At 43.3% G+C, this 15,588-nt stretch carries 10 protein-coding genes and 1 pseudogene; 5 read left to right on the top strand and 6 right to left on the bottom strand.

Going from position 1 to position 15,588, the window contains the following annotated elements; all coding sequences use genetic code 11:
- Window positions 1-306: 306 nt before the first annotated feature.
- From DW039_RS18645 to DW039_RS18630, 3 genes are all read left to right on the top strand, one after another.
- Window positions 307-4,344 (top strand): N-6 DNA methylase, encoded by a 4,038-nt coding sequence (locus tag DW039_RS18645; protein ID WP_118356393.1) that lies wholly within the window; start codon window positions 307-309, stop codon window positions 4,342-4,344.
- A 656-nt stretch (window positions 4,345-5,000) separates the two neighbouring features.
- Window positions 5,001-6,668: a group II intron reverse transcriptase/maturase gene (gene ltrA, locus DW039_RS18635; RefSeq protein ID WP_004323414.1), complete on the top strand. Its 1,668-nt coding sequence runs from the start codon at window positions 5,001-5,003 to the stop codon at window positions 6,666-6,668.
- The gene (locus DW039_RS18630) at window positions 6,652-7,749 is read left to right on the top strand and encodes a DNA methylase (RefSeq protein WP_118356398.1); all 1,098 of its coding nucleotides are present in this window, start codon (window positions 6,652-6,654) and stop codon (window positions 7,747-7,749) included. The genes ltrA and DW039_RS18630 overlap by 17 nt, the downstream gene beginning before the upstream one ends.
- Window positions 7,750-7,990: 241 nt before the next feature.
- Here DW039_RS18630 and DW039_RS18625 read toward each other — a convergent pair whose 3' ends face one another.
- A complete protein-coding gene (locus DW039_RS18625; protein WP_118356394.1) occupies window positions 7,991-9,880 on the bottom strand; it encodes a P-loop NTPase fold protein in 1,890 nt (629 codons plus the stop codon).
- 183 nt (window positions 9,881-10,063) lie between these two features.
- On the bottom strand, window positions 10,064-10,453 hold the full coding sequence (gene tssD / locus DW039_RS18615; protein WP_004308665.1) for a type VI secretion system tube protein TssD: 390 nt from the start codon (window positions 10,451-10,453) through the stop codon (window positions 10,064-10,066).
- A gap of 429 nt (window positions 10,454-10,882) precedes the next feature.
- Between tssD and DW039_RS18610 the strand changes: the two genes are divergently transcribed.
- Together DW039_RS18610 and DW039_RS18605 are read left to right on the top strand one after the other, a co-directional pair.
- Complete coding sequence (locus tag DW039_RS18610) at window positions 10,883-11,638, top strand: hypothetical protein (protein ID WP_032565870.1); 756 nt, start codon at window positions 10,883-10,885, stop codon at window positions 11,636-11,638.
- 4 nt (window positions 11,639-11,642) lie between these two features.
- Window positions 11,643-12,380, top strand: coding sequence for a hypothetical protein (locus tag DW039_RS18605; RefSeq protein ID WP_118356396.1), 738 nt, complete (start codon window positions 11,643-11,645; stop codon window positions 12,378-12,380).
- An 88-nt stretch (window positions 12,381-12,468) separates the two neighbouring features.
- Here DW039_RS18605 and DW039_RS18600 read toward each other — a convergent pair.
- The 4 genes and pseudogenes from DW039_RS18600 to DW039_RS18585 all read right to left on the bottom strand — a co-directional run.
- Window positions 12,469-12,813, bottom strand: a pseudogene (locus tag DW039_RS18600) (FRG domain-containing protein); the annotation flags it as partial.
- Complete coding sequence (locus tag DW039_RS18595; RefSeq protein WP_133302545.1) at window positions 12,801-13,094, bottom strand: hypothetical protein; 294 nt, start codon at window positions 13,092-13,094, stop codon at window positions 12,801-12,803. The gene DW039_RS18595 and the pseudogene DW039_RS18600, both read right to left, overlap by 13 nt.
- Window positions 13,095-13,290: 196 nt before the next feature.
- Window positions 13,291-13,755, bottom strand: coding sequence for an Imm9 family immunity protein (gene imm9, locus DW039_RS18590; RefSeq protein ID WP_117848600.1), 465 nt, complete (start codon window positions 13,753-13,755; stop codon window positions 13,291-13,293).
- Between the two features lie 2 nt (window positions 13,756-13,757).
- On the bottom strand, window positions 13,758-15,588 hold a 1,831-nt coding region (locus DW039_RS18585), incomplete at its 5' end, for an RHS repeat domain-containing protein (RefSeq protein ID WP_305764567.1).

Raw genomic sequence — 15,588 nt, 5'->3', positions numbered from 1 at the left:
TGTTTTAACACCCCTGTTTTACAGTTTTATTCATCCCTTTCTATTTGATTGTCATTTATTATCGTTTTGCTGCTGCCGTGCGACCTCTCGTGGACTTATTTTCCCGCAAAGGTAATAGGCTGCTCCAATCTTGCCAATGCCGGCGTTCCGCCGCGAGTGAGCCGCAAAAATCTTCCTCTCCGTCTGTCGAGCGTATTTTTCCGCATCAGCCTTGTCAGATTGTTTCCGCCACCTTTTGGAGGCAGAAAAATAAATCCCAAAGGTCGCAAACAGGCCGAAAAAAGGGAAAAAAAGAAAGGTTAAATTATGAGTTACAACAAATTGAAATCATTGGTAGCGAACGTGGAAGCCATAGAAACGGCAATGAAAATCCAAGTTCAAGGCAGGCAGGCCACTGCGGAAGAAAAAGAAATTTTATCCCGATATTCTGGTTTCGGGGGTATCAAAGAAGTGTTGAATATAGGTACGGACAAGCCCATAAGTGGTGATATGCAAGAACCGATACAAAGATTGCAGGAGTTAATCAATGCTTACCCTCATTTCACAGAACCCATGCGACACAATGTCATAGAGGGTATCAAAGCATCTGTACTGACAGCATTTTACACTCCTAAATTCCTTGTTGATGCAGTGGTGCGGCAGATACACGCCACGTTCAGCGAAAACGGCCTCAAAATGCGTTCATTTCTCGAACCGAGTGCAGGTATAGGCGGTTTTCTGCCCATAGCCATGTCCGGCACGTATGACTATGCCATTGAGAAAGATCTCATTTCGGGGATGATACTTTCCCTGCTCCATGAGAACACGCTAACACGGACGGCTGCATTTGAAACCATTGGAGAACAAGGTTTTGAGCATACAACTTTCGATGTCATAGCCTCCAACATCCCGTTTGGCAATTTCCGGGTATTCGATGCGGAGCTGTGGAAGAAAGGCGGTATGTACGAACAGGCCACCAAGACCATACACAACTACTTTTTTGTCAAAGCGATGGAGTTGTTGAATGAGGGTGGATTATTGGCTTTCATCACATCGAGGGGCATAGCCGACACGCCCGGTAACAAGTTCGTGCGTGAATATCTTGTAAATCATGCAGACCTGATAAGTGCAATCCGTCTGCCCGATATGCTTTTCATGCAGACAAGCGGTATAGAGGTAGGCAGTGACCTGCTGATATTCCAAAAGCACACGCACAAGACGGTACTCTCACAACGGGAACAACTGTTTTTACAAGTAGGCAGGGAAAAGGCGGACGCCATAGGCACAATGACCGAATACGCTAACAAATTGTTTACCATGCCGAAAACCACCCTTGCAACAGGTAGCCGCATTGTACAGAACCAATACGGAAAATATGTGCGCAAATACCAATGGCAGGGAAATGAAAATGCTATGTCGCAATATCTCGCCGCACTGCTGAAACTCGACTTTGGCCGATATTTCCGCAAAAGTCTTTTCACAGGGAACGGACAGGGCAGCGAACATATGCAAATGTCCCTTTTCGGGAATGTAGCGATGAAACAAGTAGAAAAAGGTAAACGAGCCTACACGGATGGGGTGGAAGCATGGATGAAAGATGGCGCAATGGTACTGTTTGAGGGCCAGGTGGGTACTATCCAATATCGAAAATCAAGTCTTTATCAAGAGGTAGCCATTGATTTTGTGCCGGTGGACGAGGGTAAGGTCAATACAGATAGGGCGAAAGACTATTTCCCTATACGCAAAGCATACTTTGAACTGTCAATTAAAGAGAGGGAAGAACAAAAAGAGGATAACGGATTGCGTAGAGAGCTGAACGCCCGATACGATGCCTTTGTTGCCAAATGGGGCTGTTTCCACGAGAACGACAACAAGGAGTTTATCATGCTTGACAGCCTCGGTGTGGAAGTCTTTACAATAGAAATGCAGCTTGGAAAAGATTTAGTCAAGTCCGACATCATGCGTGAACCTGTGGCGTTCAAGAAGATAGACCCGAACAAACGGCTGACACCGATTGAAGCGTTGGCAAGCAGCTTGAATTTCTACGGCAAGGTTGATATGGACTACCTGATGCAGTCCACGGACAGTGCCGAGGAAGAAATCATCGGCGACCTCAAAGGTGAAATATTTTACAATCCCGCTATCGGGGAGTGGGAGCATAAAGGCAAGTTCCTTTCAGGCAATGTCATAGCCAAATGCAAGGAGATAGGTTCTTACTTGTCCGAACTCACGGACAGGGAAAAAGATTGGACGGAAACTGCTGTAAAGGCTTTGGCGGATGTGACACCCGAAGCGATACCCTACGAGGAACTCGACATTAACATGGGTGAGCGTTGGATTGACACTAAGTTATATGCCGATTTTGCAACTGAACTTTTCGAGACCGAGACAAGCGTAATGTATTTCGATGTGAACGACACCTACATGGTACGTCTGCAAAGTTACTCTCCGGTGGCTTACAACACCTATTTCGTTCGTAACTATGACGGTGGGGATTTGTTTGTTCATGCCCTGCATGATACTGTACCTGAAATCACGAAAGAGATATACCGCAATGGTGATAAGGTGCGTGTACCGGACGAGGAAGCCATACAGGAGGCAGCCACCAAGATACAGGAGATTAGAGACCGTTTCAACCGCTGGCTTGACAGGCAGCCGATAGAGGTTCGGGACGAGCTGGTGAGGGTGTATAATGAGCGTTTCAACTGCTATGTCAGGCCGCACTATGACGGTTCGGCACAAACCTTTCCGCAGCTCTCTTTCGAGCAATTTCCATACGATAGCCTCTATCCCTCACAGAAAGATGCTATCTGGATGATTAAGCAGAACGGAGGCGGTATCTGTTGGCACGAGGTAGGCACAGGCAAGACGATGATAATGTGTGTTGCCGCCTACGAAATGAAACGTCTCGGATTGGCACACAAGCCGCTTATTATCGGGCTGAAAGCCAATGTGCACGAAATCGCCGATACGTTCCGCAAGGCATACCCTACGGCCAAAGTTCTCTATCCGGGCAAGGACGATTTTACCCCTGCCAACAGGCAAGAGGTCTTTTCAAAAATCAAGAACAACAACTGGGACTGCATCATACTCACGCACGACCAGTTCGCCAAGATACCGCAGTCAGAAGAGACCATGATAGATATATTCACGGAAGAGCTTGCCGATGTGGAACGTAACCTTGAATTTTTGGAGCAGTCCACTATGCGTTACCGTAGCGGAAAGATGCAGGAGGGGTTAGAAAAGCGCAAACAGAACCTTGGGGCTAAATTACAAGAACTGCATATGAAAATCAATAATCGGAAAGACGATGCTGTGGACTTCCACACAATGGGAATAGACCATATTTTTGTAGATGAGTGCCATATTTTCAAGAACTTAATGTTCCAGACACGCCATAACCGTGTGGCAGGTATCGGCAACACCAAAGGCTCTCAAAGGGCAATGAACCTCTTGTTCGCCATTCGTGACATCCAACTTCGTACAGGTCGTGACCTTGGGGCTACGTTTCTGTCGGGTACAGTGGTGGTAAATGCACTGACCGAACTATATGTGATGTTCAAGTATTTGCGTCCGCAGGAGCTTCAACGGCAACGGATTAGCTGTTTCGATGCGTGGGCAGCCATATTCACAAAGAAAACGGCAGATTATGAGTTGAACGTGACAGGCTCGGTGAAGCGCAAAGAGCGTTTTCGTACTTACATCAAAGTACCAGAACTGGCAATGTTCCTGCGTGAGATTACGGATTATCGTACAGCCGACATGATAAATCTTGATGTGCCTGAGAAGAACGTGCGTTTCCTCTCTTATCCCCCGACAATTGAGCAGGAGGAAATGATAGGACGCTTGGTATCTTTTGCCGGTAGCGGCCAGTGGGAGGACTTGGGGCTTGACGTTCCGCAACCTGACAACCTCGACAAGGCGAAAATGTTGGTTGCGACCAATGTAGCCCGAAAAATGGCTCTTGATATGCGCTTGTTGGGTTGCAAGTTCAAGGATGATGCCGATAACAAGGCTTCTATCTGTGCGAGGACAATCTATGACTACTATATACGCTCGAATGACAATCGGGGTACACAGTTCGTGTTCAGCGACCTTGGTACATACAAACCGAACGAATGGAACATATATACCGACATCAAAGAAAAGTTGGTACGGCTCGGTATTCCTGCTGATGAAATACAGTTTATCCAATGCGCCACTACCGAGAGGGCAAGAAAAAAGCTGTTTGAAGAAATGAACAACGGCAAGGTGCGAGTTCTTTTTGGAAGTACGACCATGTTAGGCACAGGTGTGAACGCCCAACAAAGGGCTGTGGCGGTGCATCACCTTGAAATACCTTGGGTGCGACATGAAGTCGCATAGATAATTGTTGGAATGATACTTACGGGTATCAGCTTTAACCCGCTGTTCCGTCAGCGGTAGCCTACCGACCGATGCACCTTAATGTTGTATTAAGCGGTCGGGACGAAGTACACTTTCGCAAGACAAGACAGAACCGTGAGGGGAAGTCAAGTACGGTTAGTATCATACCGTAGAGTGGCGAGGCTGGATAGTATGGTTAGCGCAAGCGAACTGTTAGTAAACTTCGTAATGTCACGAAAGAGTGTAAGATACTGGCACACTCTACCCAAAAGGGAAGCGGTCGGTTAATCCTCTCCATGGTAGGATTACACGGATATAAGCACCGCCGGAGGATGAGACAGAACCTAACCTATCCGTTAGTTATCTATGTGGAACATGGTAAGCCTGTATATCTCCTGTCATGTAAAAATGACAGGTAAGCTGACAGCAATGAAAGCCGAATGGTGTGCAGGTATAAGATAACAGAAAAAGCGAATGCCGTTCTGTAATGGAGCGGATACGGATTGAACCGACATCACGGGCTGATGTGGGCGACATCATCCGACACGAAAGTGGGCAGACTTCTGTGACGACATTAGGTAGGCAATCAAACCGAATGTTGTCAAATGGTGATTCTTTACAATTAACTTTTAGAACTTTCAAAAGGAGGAAAGCAAATGAACGAAAACAAGACATCGTGTGCGCCTGCTGACAATCAGCAAACACTTTGGGACAGAATAGACTGGACTAAAGCGGAGTTGGCTGTCAGAAAGCTACAAGCACGAATTGTAAAGGCTCAGAAGGAAGGCAGATACAACAAGGTGAAAGCCTTGCAGTGGACGCTGACCCACTCTTTTTACGCAAAAGCCTTAGCCGTAAAGAGAGTTACTTCTAACGGAGGTGGCAACACCCCCGGAGTGGACATGGAAACATGGGAGAAACCCGAAGCAAAAACACAAGCGATAAGCGAACTCAAACGCAGAGGCTACCAGCCGAAGCCATTGAGAAGAGTCCACATCAAAAAGAGTAATGGCAAACTGCGACCGTTGGGAATACCGACAATGAAAGACAGAGCCATGCAAGCACTCTACCTTATGGCATTAGAACCAGTGTCGGAAACAACAGCCGACTCACGTTCATACGGTTTCCGCAAGGAACGCCGCTGTATGGACGCGGTAATGCAATGCCATAACATTCTCCGAAAAGGCTATTCTCCCGAATGGATTCTGGAGGGTGACATAAAGGGGTGCTTCGACCACATCAGCCATGAATGGCTGCTTGCCAACATCCCTATGGACAAGGCAATACTCCGAAAATGGTTGAAATGCGGCTATATCTTCAACAAACAGATGTTCCCGACAGAGGAGGGAACGCCACAAGGTGGCATTATCTCTCCCACGCTTGCCAATATGACATTGGACGGATTGCAGAAAGTCCTTGCAGAGAAATATAAACGAGTTAGAATCAAAGGTAAGTTATATTCGCCAATGGTGAATCTTGTCCGTTACGCTGATGACTTTATAATTACCTGCGAGAACCGTGAAACACTTGAAAAGGAAATCAAGCCATTGGTAGCCGACTTTATGTCTGAAAGAGGTCTGACCTTATCAGAAGAAAAGACGGTGATAACCAATATCCGTGACGGTTTCGATTTTCTCGGTTTCAACATCCGCAAATTCGGCAATGAAATATTGACCAAGCCGACCAAGAAAGCCGAAAAACGCTTTATGGAGAATATCCGTAAGGTGACAAAAGGTCATAAGGGTTGCAAGCAGGAATCATTAATCAGGATGTTGAATGCTAAAATTCGAGGATGGGGAGCATATTATCAGCATGGGGCGACACGTGATTCTTTTCACAGAATCGACCATCAGATATTTCTCGCCTTGTGGCAATGGGCTAAACGCCGTCATTCCAAGAAAGGGAAACAGTGGATAAAAGACCGCTATTGGCACAATATCCGAGGGAACAGCTGGACTTTTGCGGCTAAGTTCAAGAAATCAAACGGCAAAGAAGACCAACTTACCTTGTTGAAACTGGCATCTTCGTTTCCTTTTCTGCAATATACGCAGATAAAGGGGGACATGAATCCGTTTGACGCAGACTGCCGCCTGTACTTCAATAAAAGAATGAAGTCAAAGATGCTTGTGACGCTGAAAGGACGTAAATCCCTGCTTTACCTATGGGAAAAGCAAGGTCGGAAATGTCCGATATGTGGTGAACCGATTGACACGCATAAGGCATGGAATGTAATGCCGACCGTACAAGACGGACGGAAATGCAATCTGTTGGTTCATGATGAATGTTTCAAATTATCCCGTAAAAACAATGGAAACAAGAAGTAGGATGAGCCGGTCTCTGCACACGAACAGAGACTTTGAAAAGCTTGAGCCGTATGAGGGGAAACCCTCACGTACGGTTCTGAGGGGGGAAGAGGGCAGTAATGCCCTTGACCTACCCGATCGACCTGCTGACATGGAGCAACGCAATGGCAGGGCAGTACGCAAAGGCAACACTGTAAAGCTGTGGGGTGACAATGTGGTGGATATCGTAATTTATGGTACGGAAAAGACCCTCGACGCCTACAAGTTTAATCTGTTGAAAAACAAGCAGATGTTTATCAATCAAATTAACAACGGCACAATCGCCGTGCGCCGTATTGACGAGGGAGGCATGGATGAGGACAGCGGTATGAACTTCGCCGAGTTCGTGGCTATTCTGTCAGGCAATAACGACTTGCTGAACAAGACGAAGCTCGACAACAAGATTATGCAGCTTGAAAAGGAACAGGCTATTTTCAAGAAAGAACGCATCCGTGCCGAGCGTAAAATAGCTGCCGGTCAGGGAGAAATCGAAAAGGCAAAGCGTACTGAGGCCGATTTCAAGAGGGATTTGGAATACATCAACTCGTATAATGGGGCAAAGGCAACCCTGCTTTTAAACTTACCGCAAGCCAGTACCGAGGAAGTTGGTCGGGAGTTGCACCGTATAGCCAAGACCTACCGCAACGGAGCGTATGGCACAGTTGGCACATATGCAGGACTGAACTTGTTGGTACATAGCGAGTATAATATGGACGGTACGTTTGACCGCAATACATTCTTTGTAGAGGGTATAAGTGGGTTGAAATACCGATGCGGCCTAAGCGGTGCGCTGCCGCTTGGTTTCGTTGAGTCGGCGCAATATCCGCATGGAGCATTAAGCAAATTGCCCTCTCTTATCGAGAAGCAACAAAAGGCGGTAGAGCGGATAGAAAGCGAAATTCCTACATTGCAGAAAATCGTTTGTCGCCAGTGGAGCAAGGCTGATGAGCTGTCAAGGCTCAAACAGGAATGTAAGGAACTTCAGCACAGGATTGATGAAAGTCTGAAAGAGGCCGAACAACCACAGGCTGCCAAACACGAAGCTATTGCCGAAGCTGCTTGACATAATCATAATTTAACCGTTCCCTCTGCATGGTCGCGATGACCGGGCAGAGGGATTTTTTTGCGCTCCGGTCTGCCGACGGCTCTACTCTTTTATGGCATCCTTTCTCCCTTTATAACCTCCCGATTCCCCGCCACCACCCATTCTCATTTATAGCTATTAATATCTTCTGTTTTTAGTCAAATAGAGATAATATTCTTTCATCGCATATCCGTTTTTTGCGATATGCCATTTTTAGCTTCTACATTGGTGGCAATGTATCATTTTTGCCTTCACACCTCCTAATAGCTTCAATCAAGGCATCTTTTAACCTTATGAAGGCAAGTTTATCCACCCCTTTTGATATACTGATTTCATTACCGACCAAATCTTTCAACTTGAGTAAACAAGGAACATCTGCCTTATATCTGTTTCCCACATCTTGTAGGTCATAGTCAAAATTATAATGATAAGCAAGAAATTGCGTAAAAGTATTTTTACTTTTATTGCTTAGTTTGCAGATAGCATCAAAAAGAGCATTGGCATCTTCAGATGCAAATATAGCACGAAGTTCGTATGTACAACTTTTATCTGGATAAGGCAATCTGTCTATAATTATAAGTTGTTCTACTGTTCCTTCAGTCAAATTACGCAGTGCTTTTTGCATTTGATCCGGCAACTCATTTATCTTTGATTTCATCTTCTGCAAGAAATAGTCCACAATATCATCCGTTATTGAGGTCTTGGAATCTGTGGTTACATAATTACATCCACTAATAAAAAGCCCTCTTAGCTGATAAAGTTCCTCTAAACTGGTTTGGATATCAATCATCTCTGCTATTCTTACTTTTATTAAAGAGACATAAGCCTGTATAAAATAGAAAATGCCAATAGCGTGAAAATATGATAGATACGCAATACTATAACCAAGTTGATAAGCGTCTTTTATCTCTCTATCCAATATGGATGTTATAGTATCCTGACAAATACTTTCAAGTTTTTGCTGCTCCATATCGAAAAAGCCGGATAGCATTTTCCAAGGTTTCAATCCTTTTTGCTTATCCCTTATCTCCGTAACAATAAATTCTACAAGTGGAGCACCTGTGATAATATATTGTATAATAGCCGTAACATACTCCGGATTTAAGACATTATAAATTAGCTCCTTGTTCAAAGAGTGATATTTTTCCCTTAGATGCTGTATCCTTTGCTTATCCTCATTATTATCTTGGAGTAGTGAAATCCGACAATCTCTACTCCAATTACAAATTACCTCTTTGTTCTCACTGTTATTATACTCTGCATACACTGCAATAAATGACCCAAGAATATTTTTGAGAAAGATATTATCCTTTTCAACCAGCTCGGGAGGAAGTTTGTTTAAGTGGCTTTTAAAATCATATAAACATTGTCTCAAAACCCGTAAGTTGTCGGATTTTGTACACTTAAAACAGGCAATAATGAAATCACGCATTTCTTTCAAATAATCGGATACCGGTACTTCGCCAAGGAAGTATTCGATGGCTTCTTCTATGTCAGGTTGTATTTCAAATTCCCTGCCTATGGTCTTTTCCTTAAACTCATCCAATACAGCCTTGGAAAGTTCTTCAAGGTGGTTCTCATCTCCAATTACGACAACATGGCAATTACAATGTTCTACAAAATAGTTGATAAAGCCTAACAATTCCTTCATCTCTATCAGGCACCTTTCGATGTCATCGAATATCAGAAACTTTACACCTTTTATACTGTCGTCTTTCACTTGTAGTAACGACAACGAATCCAGTGTTGCGGAAAATGAACCATCCTCTTTAGAGTCTTCATTAAAATCCATACTTGTCTTGAAGACTACCTTACCGGCTAATTTCAAAATTCCCTTTATGAAACGCCCCGTTTTCGAATAGAAGAAAGGATTTAATTCCCTATCTATAGCTGTCTTGATGTCATTCACGCTATCCATTCCATAGGTCGAAATATAAATGGGCTTTAGCGTAATTTCCTCGTCAGTATCTGCGGTCCCATCAAACCTCTTCTTCCATTCTTTTATAAGATGAGTTTTGCCACATCCCCATTTTCCTTTCAGCATCACGGCATACTGAGGATTGGTATTATCAGCATAGCTGTTTAAAAAATCAAGAATCAAAGTATTCATACCTTTGTTATTAACATAATTCTATTTTAACTCCATTGGAAAACAAAAATGTAGCAATAAGAACATTAAATATTGAAATAGTAAACGACGCTGCAAATCCATTATCACCACATCCACAATGAACAAAGTTAGTGATATTTCTTAATACAATAATATCCATACGATTAAATTTCATGTTTCTTCTTACCATTGATTGCTTAAATATGCGTCTCCTATCATAATAATATCCGCAGAAAATGTGATGGTGGAATACATTTGGCGTTTCCTGTCAACATTGTAAACCTCTTTGTAATATACGATATACGCATATTTGAACTCCACGACACGAAAGATTGAATTATCCTTAGTGTTGTAATAAATCACCTTGCCGCTTATCGCTTTGAAAGGACTGTTTACCATTGCTTCAAGAATAGTAGTTTCTCTGGTAGATTCAACGGTTATGGTAATACGTCCGCCAATAACATTTGTCACTGGCCTTCCTTTATTATCTGTCTTGCGGTTAAATTCAATATGTGATGAAATCACTTCTATATCCTTCCCTTGCAAGCACACGGTTGCCTTTAATTCTGCCATGCTGATCTTATTATTTATTATAAAACCAAGACATTTCGCCTTGGTTAAAGCAGTCAGACCGCTTTCAAGACAAGAAGGAGGATATCATATTTCGCAAATATAGAATTTTCCCTTGAACTTAACAAGCAATCAATTAAATTTATTAACCGACAAAATAGAAGAAACACTGCTTACAGGCTGCCCTCCTCACAAAAATATTATCTTACATAGTCTCTTTTTTCATCCTGCTATTCAATTCATCACAGGCAAAGCAAACCGGCTTTTAAACAAAAGAGGTTAAACCGTAATCATTCATTGCATTCTTTTTGTTTTTATGGTAGAATGTTTTATTAGTGAGTGAGGACTGTTGTGTAATCCTCTTGTTACAGTTCAGGCAAGACCCTCATACGATGGCATTATTGATGTTTAACCCCTATAAACTTGCGAGTTATGAGAAAAAACGCTAACTTTGCGAATCATAAATGTGCGCTTAGACGCATACTATTAATTAATATGTTGAAATTGAAACAGTTAGTATCTAATCTTTATCACTTTGCCTTTGGGAAAGAAGTGCATACCAACGGTATGAATGCCGATGGTACTATGAGTGTGGCGGCTGGAGATCCTACGTTGAGTGTAACTCCGTTGAAAGGTCTTGAAATGTTACCAGATAGGATTCCGTGTGAAAATTCAATGTTAGACATTTCTAAGTATAAACAATCTGAGAATCCCTTAATATTTACTGTTGAAGGCTCCTCTATGTCACCTGAAGACATCTCTAATGGTGATAAATTACTATGCAGAAAAGTAGATGCCGACGCAGCAAAATTAATCGGGAAAGGAAAATTTGTGGTTATTGCTGTTGATAAGGAATACTATGAATCTAAAAACAAAGAGTTGAAGTTTGATTATAAGTTGCGTCATACCTTATTGAAAGTTCCGGTAGAAAGCTCTATCGAGAAATTGATAGACTCTTTGAAAAAAATAACCAATAGTATCTTTTTGGAAGAAAACCAAAAGAACTTAGAAATCAAGTATAATGAGGCTATTGGGTTTTATAAAGACAAGAAAGAACTTATGTTATCGGTTACTTATCGTAAAGGGAATTTGCGCTATTCTTTCCATCCGGTTGATTTAATACAGTACGTTGCTGAATATGTATTAAAACATAACGGAGAAGAATGGAGAGCTAAAAAACTTGAATAGAAAAATGTCTGGAATAGAATGTATTAATCTACTTGCATTCATACAATTTATAATTGCTTTTGACTTTGGATTATACTATCTTGATAACAAGCATGTACTGACTGAAATTTATCGTAAATATCAGAAAGATTTAAAGTTGTCGGTACGGGCGGTATTGTCTCGTGCTAATGATATTATAACAGAGAGTCTAAAAAGTGAGAATAGTGAATGTATATTAAATAGTGCCTATTTAGATAAGGCATATCGCCGTTTAAAATATCTGACTGATGAAAACCAACTTGATTTGGAAGGTTGTGGTTTCATCGGATTATATGCTGGATTATACGGTTTCTTATGCTTGTTTTGTATCGGGATGTTTGGGTCTCAACATGAAGCACTTGTAAAAACTTATATTTTAGTAACTTCTCAGATAGTTTTAGTTATAGAGCTATTTATATCGGGCTATAACCTTTATCAAGAAGATTGTAGGAAATATAGTAGAAATCTATGGTCAAATATTAGATTTATATTTTTTATTACGCTATTTGTAGTTGGAATTGTTAGCTTTGATTGGACTTATAAGTTTTTCTCTGAATTTGAGTTCCCGTTTGTTGTTATAAGTCTGATTGTATTGCTCTTTCCCCTCATTCTATTCATAGGGCATATAGTAATTTCTCGTATAATAGTAACATTTGTAATAATAAAATGTAGGTATTATTTATACAAAGTAGAGAAATGCTTGCAAGTTCAAGATATATCATAAGATTAAGACTTGATGTAATTTTTTCAAGCTGAGAGCCGAGCTATTACACGGATAGCTCGGCTTGTTTTTTTAAAAAAAGAGGGAAAGGTTACTTAGGTAGATGATATTTGTCCTTTATATGCTCGGCCACGTGTTCGACTTCTGGGAACAACGTTGATTTGTCTATGCCGAGGGCTTCAAGCTGCTTCCTGATCTTCTGCTTCTGCGCTTTATTGATGATGTACACTTTGTAGCTGAAGTTGAGTGATGCTGGTTGGCTTTTATTGCCATTGATACCATAAAGGAAAAATGCCCCGGACTGCCGGATTATGCGAGGATTGTCAAACATCGGTTTTACACAAAAGACTCTCTCGATATCCTTTGAGTCAATCACATTCTGAAAATGGGGTTTCTCGTACTTAATTTCATGCAGAAGATAGGCTATGTCTGGTTCATCGCGCGCGAACGATTCTGATTATGAGGACTAACATCCATTATTTGCTGTTCAAAATGCCTTAGTACATGGTTTTGTTCTTTCCTGGTTGTAGCTGTTCCCATATCAACCTCATAAAATGTTATTGTGTATTCTCCAGTTTCTATCATTTGTTTTGCTGTTTGATGATTATTCGATTCTAATCTTTCTCCAATATTTATAGCAGAACCTACGTAACCATCACCATTTGGTAGCTTGATATGGTAAACACCTGAATATGTTGGTGCATTTGGAATAAGCAAATATAACCCGAAATAATCACAACTTATATTGGTGTCACTGACATATCCGTATAAGTTTAGTATTCTCCCTCCAAGTCCAATCGGATCTTGCGAGATACACATCCTCATCTACAGCGAGTAGTACCTAAAACGATTATAGCTTAATTCTATAGCCTTGTCGTACTCTTGTCCCTGGGAACCAAAATTACAAAAACGTTCACCAATGCTCCTTAATTTTCGTTCCTTTTATTGTAAAACCGATTTTAAATAAATTATCTAAAGCAAAAATTATAGCAGCTTCTATATAATCTTGTATATTGTCAAACTTACTATAGTCAAAATTAATAATATAATTATGTTTTTCAATATCTTTATAAATGGGTTGATATGAAGTGCATTTTTTATCAATGCCCCATACGATTTGCTCTTTTGTTGGAATGGGTATGTCTATTGATATATATTTTTCCAAATCTTTCGTATAGGTAATTCCTTTTTTACTTATTAATATAGAACTTAGATACGAGGCACTTGAATATATAACATTAATAAAAACAACCCAATTTCCCAATAAATCGTTATCAATAAATTTAGTTTTTTTGGTTAGATAAGCCTCCGCTTTTGGATTCTCAATATTAAAATCTGTGTTCATTAATTGTGAACTATATACTATTTTAAATTTCATAATTAGCTATTTCTTTGATAAGATTTCTTTTTTTCCCTATTTAAGGGAAGTCGTTCTCCTTTATTTCTTCTCTTTCTTACTTCTTTTGCTTCTGCTCCAATTGCTTTTCGAGTAGAAGTATATCCCAAATCTCTATATTCTTCTGCAAAGGCATTTGGGTATTGTCTTTTTGCAGCCCTTTCACTATTATGCATCCTTCTGTTCTTGTTACTTAAGGTAGGCATTACATCGTCTGATTTAGCTTTTCCTATCTTTAATACTTTTGTTTTGGTTGCGTCTTCATAAATAATGTAAAGTTTGAAATTTGCTTTTGCTGTAAGGGAATTCAAGTGAGCAAGTCCAAAAGGATCAATTAATTGATTACTATCACTTACATACGCATAAAAATTAGGTTCTCCGCTTGCTAATCCAATCGGATCTTGCGAGACATACATGCCCATCTTCGGCGAGTAATACCTGAACCTGTTGTACGCCAGCCCTGTTTCCCGGTCATAATACTGCCCCTGGAACAGGAACGGTACCATCCCCTTGTTGCCGGTCTCCTCGATGACGTTCCCGTCCATGTCGAGCACCCGGCTCCACACCTCTTTGCCCTCGGTGTCGTATGCCTCCGTTGGTGTTCCGAGCTGGTCGGTCAGTATCGAGTAGGACCTGCCTTCCTTTATCATTGCCACCGGCACGAAGGACTCCTCGTCGAAGAGCCATACCGTCATGTCGCGGCGTTCCGTGTCCGTGTGCCACCTGTCCTCCACGACGGAGTATTCCCTGTGCTGCTTCCACTGGTGCAGCGGCACGTTGCCGTTCCACACCCACCGCGTCACGGTCGTGCCGAAGCTCTTGGAGAGCCTGCGCCCGAGCGCGTCGTATGTGAACTCCACCTCCCTCTTGTCGGGCCGCACCACCTTTGCCAGAGAGCCGTCGGCGTTCCACCGGTATCTCCAGTGGTCCTTCTTGCCGTCAAGCCACCTTCCCGTGCCGAGGTAGCGTTCCGTCAGGTTGCCGTCCGCGTCGTACTCGCAGTGCCATTCGCCGTCCTGCTCCAGCCGTCCGCCACCAAGGTAACGGCGCAGCCTCATGTCCGGGTCGGGATACAGGTTTCCCGTCTGGTCGCTCTTCCTCCACTGCACCCTGCCGTCGGGGTATTCCGCCCTTTCGAGCTGCCCCGTCGGGGTATAGGAGTAGCGTGTCTCGCCACGCCTGCTGTCCTCCACGGACAACAGCCTGTCGGCAACGCCCCAGCGGTAGCGGCGCATATGCCGTGTGCGCGAGTCCTTGCGTGTGCGGGCATCCACCAGACGGCCTATGTCATCATAGGCGAACGAGCGGACAATGCCTCCCGGAAGGATGCGCTCCACCTCGAAGCCCAGCGTGTCGTGGCGGTGTGCCGATTCCCACGAGCCCGCGCCGTCGCTGCCGCCGGTGGCAGTGAACCCCTCAAGCTCCCCGTAGGCGTTGCGGGTGTAGCGCAGCGAGGCCCCCGCCGTGCTGCCGAGCGTGAGTATCCTGCCGGTATGGTCGTAGGTGCGGAGTATGGTGTTGCCGTCGGCCGTCTCCCGGACCGGAAGCCCCAGGGAATTGTATGCGAACTCCACCGTGCTTTCCCCCCTCGATGCCCGCACCAGCCTGCCGGACAGCCCGTAGGCGTAGGTCTGGTCGGGGTCGCCGGCCGTGGGGTATGAGACGCGCGTGACGCGCGAGCAGGCGTCATAGCCGTATTCCCTTTCCGTCCCCGACGGCAGCGTCTCCCTGACGACGCGTCCGCCCCTGTCACGCAGGTAATGACGGACGGCCCCGTCGAAGCCTTTCTCGGCGGTGACGTTTCCCACAGCGTCG

This window comes from Bacteroides sp. AF39-16AC (assembly GCF_003602735.1).
GTDB classification, from domain to species: domain Bacteria; phylum Bacteroidota; class Bacteroidia; order Bacteroidales; family Bacteroidaceae; genus Bacteroides; species Bacteroides uniformis.
This window is presented reverse-complemented; position numbering and strand designations above follow the sequence as displayed.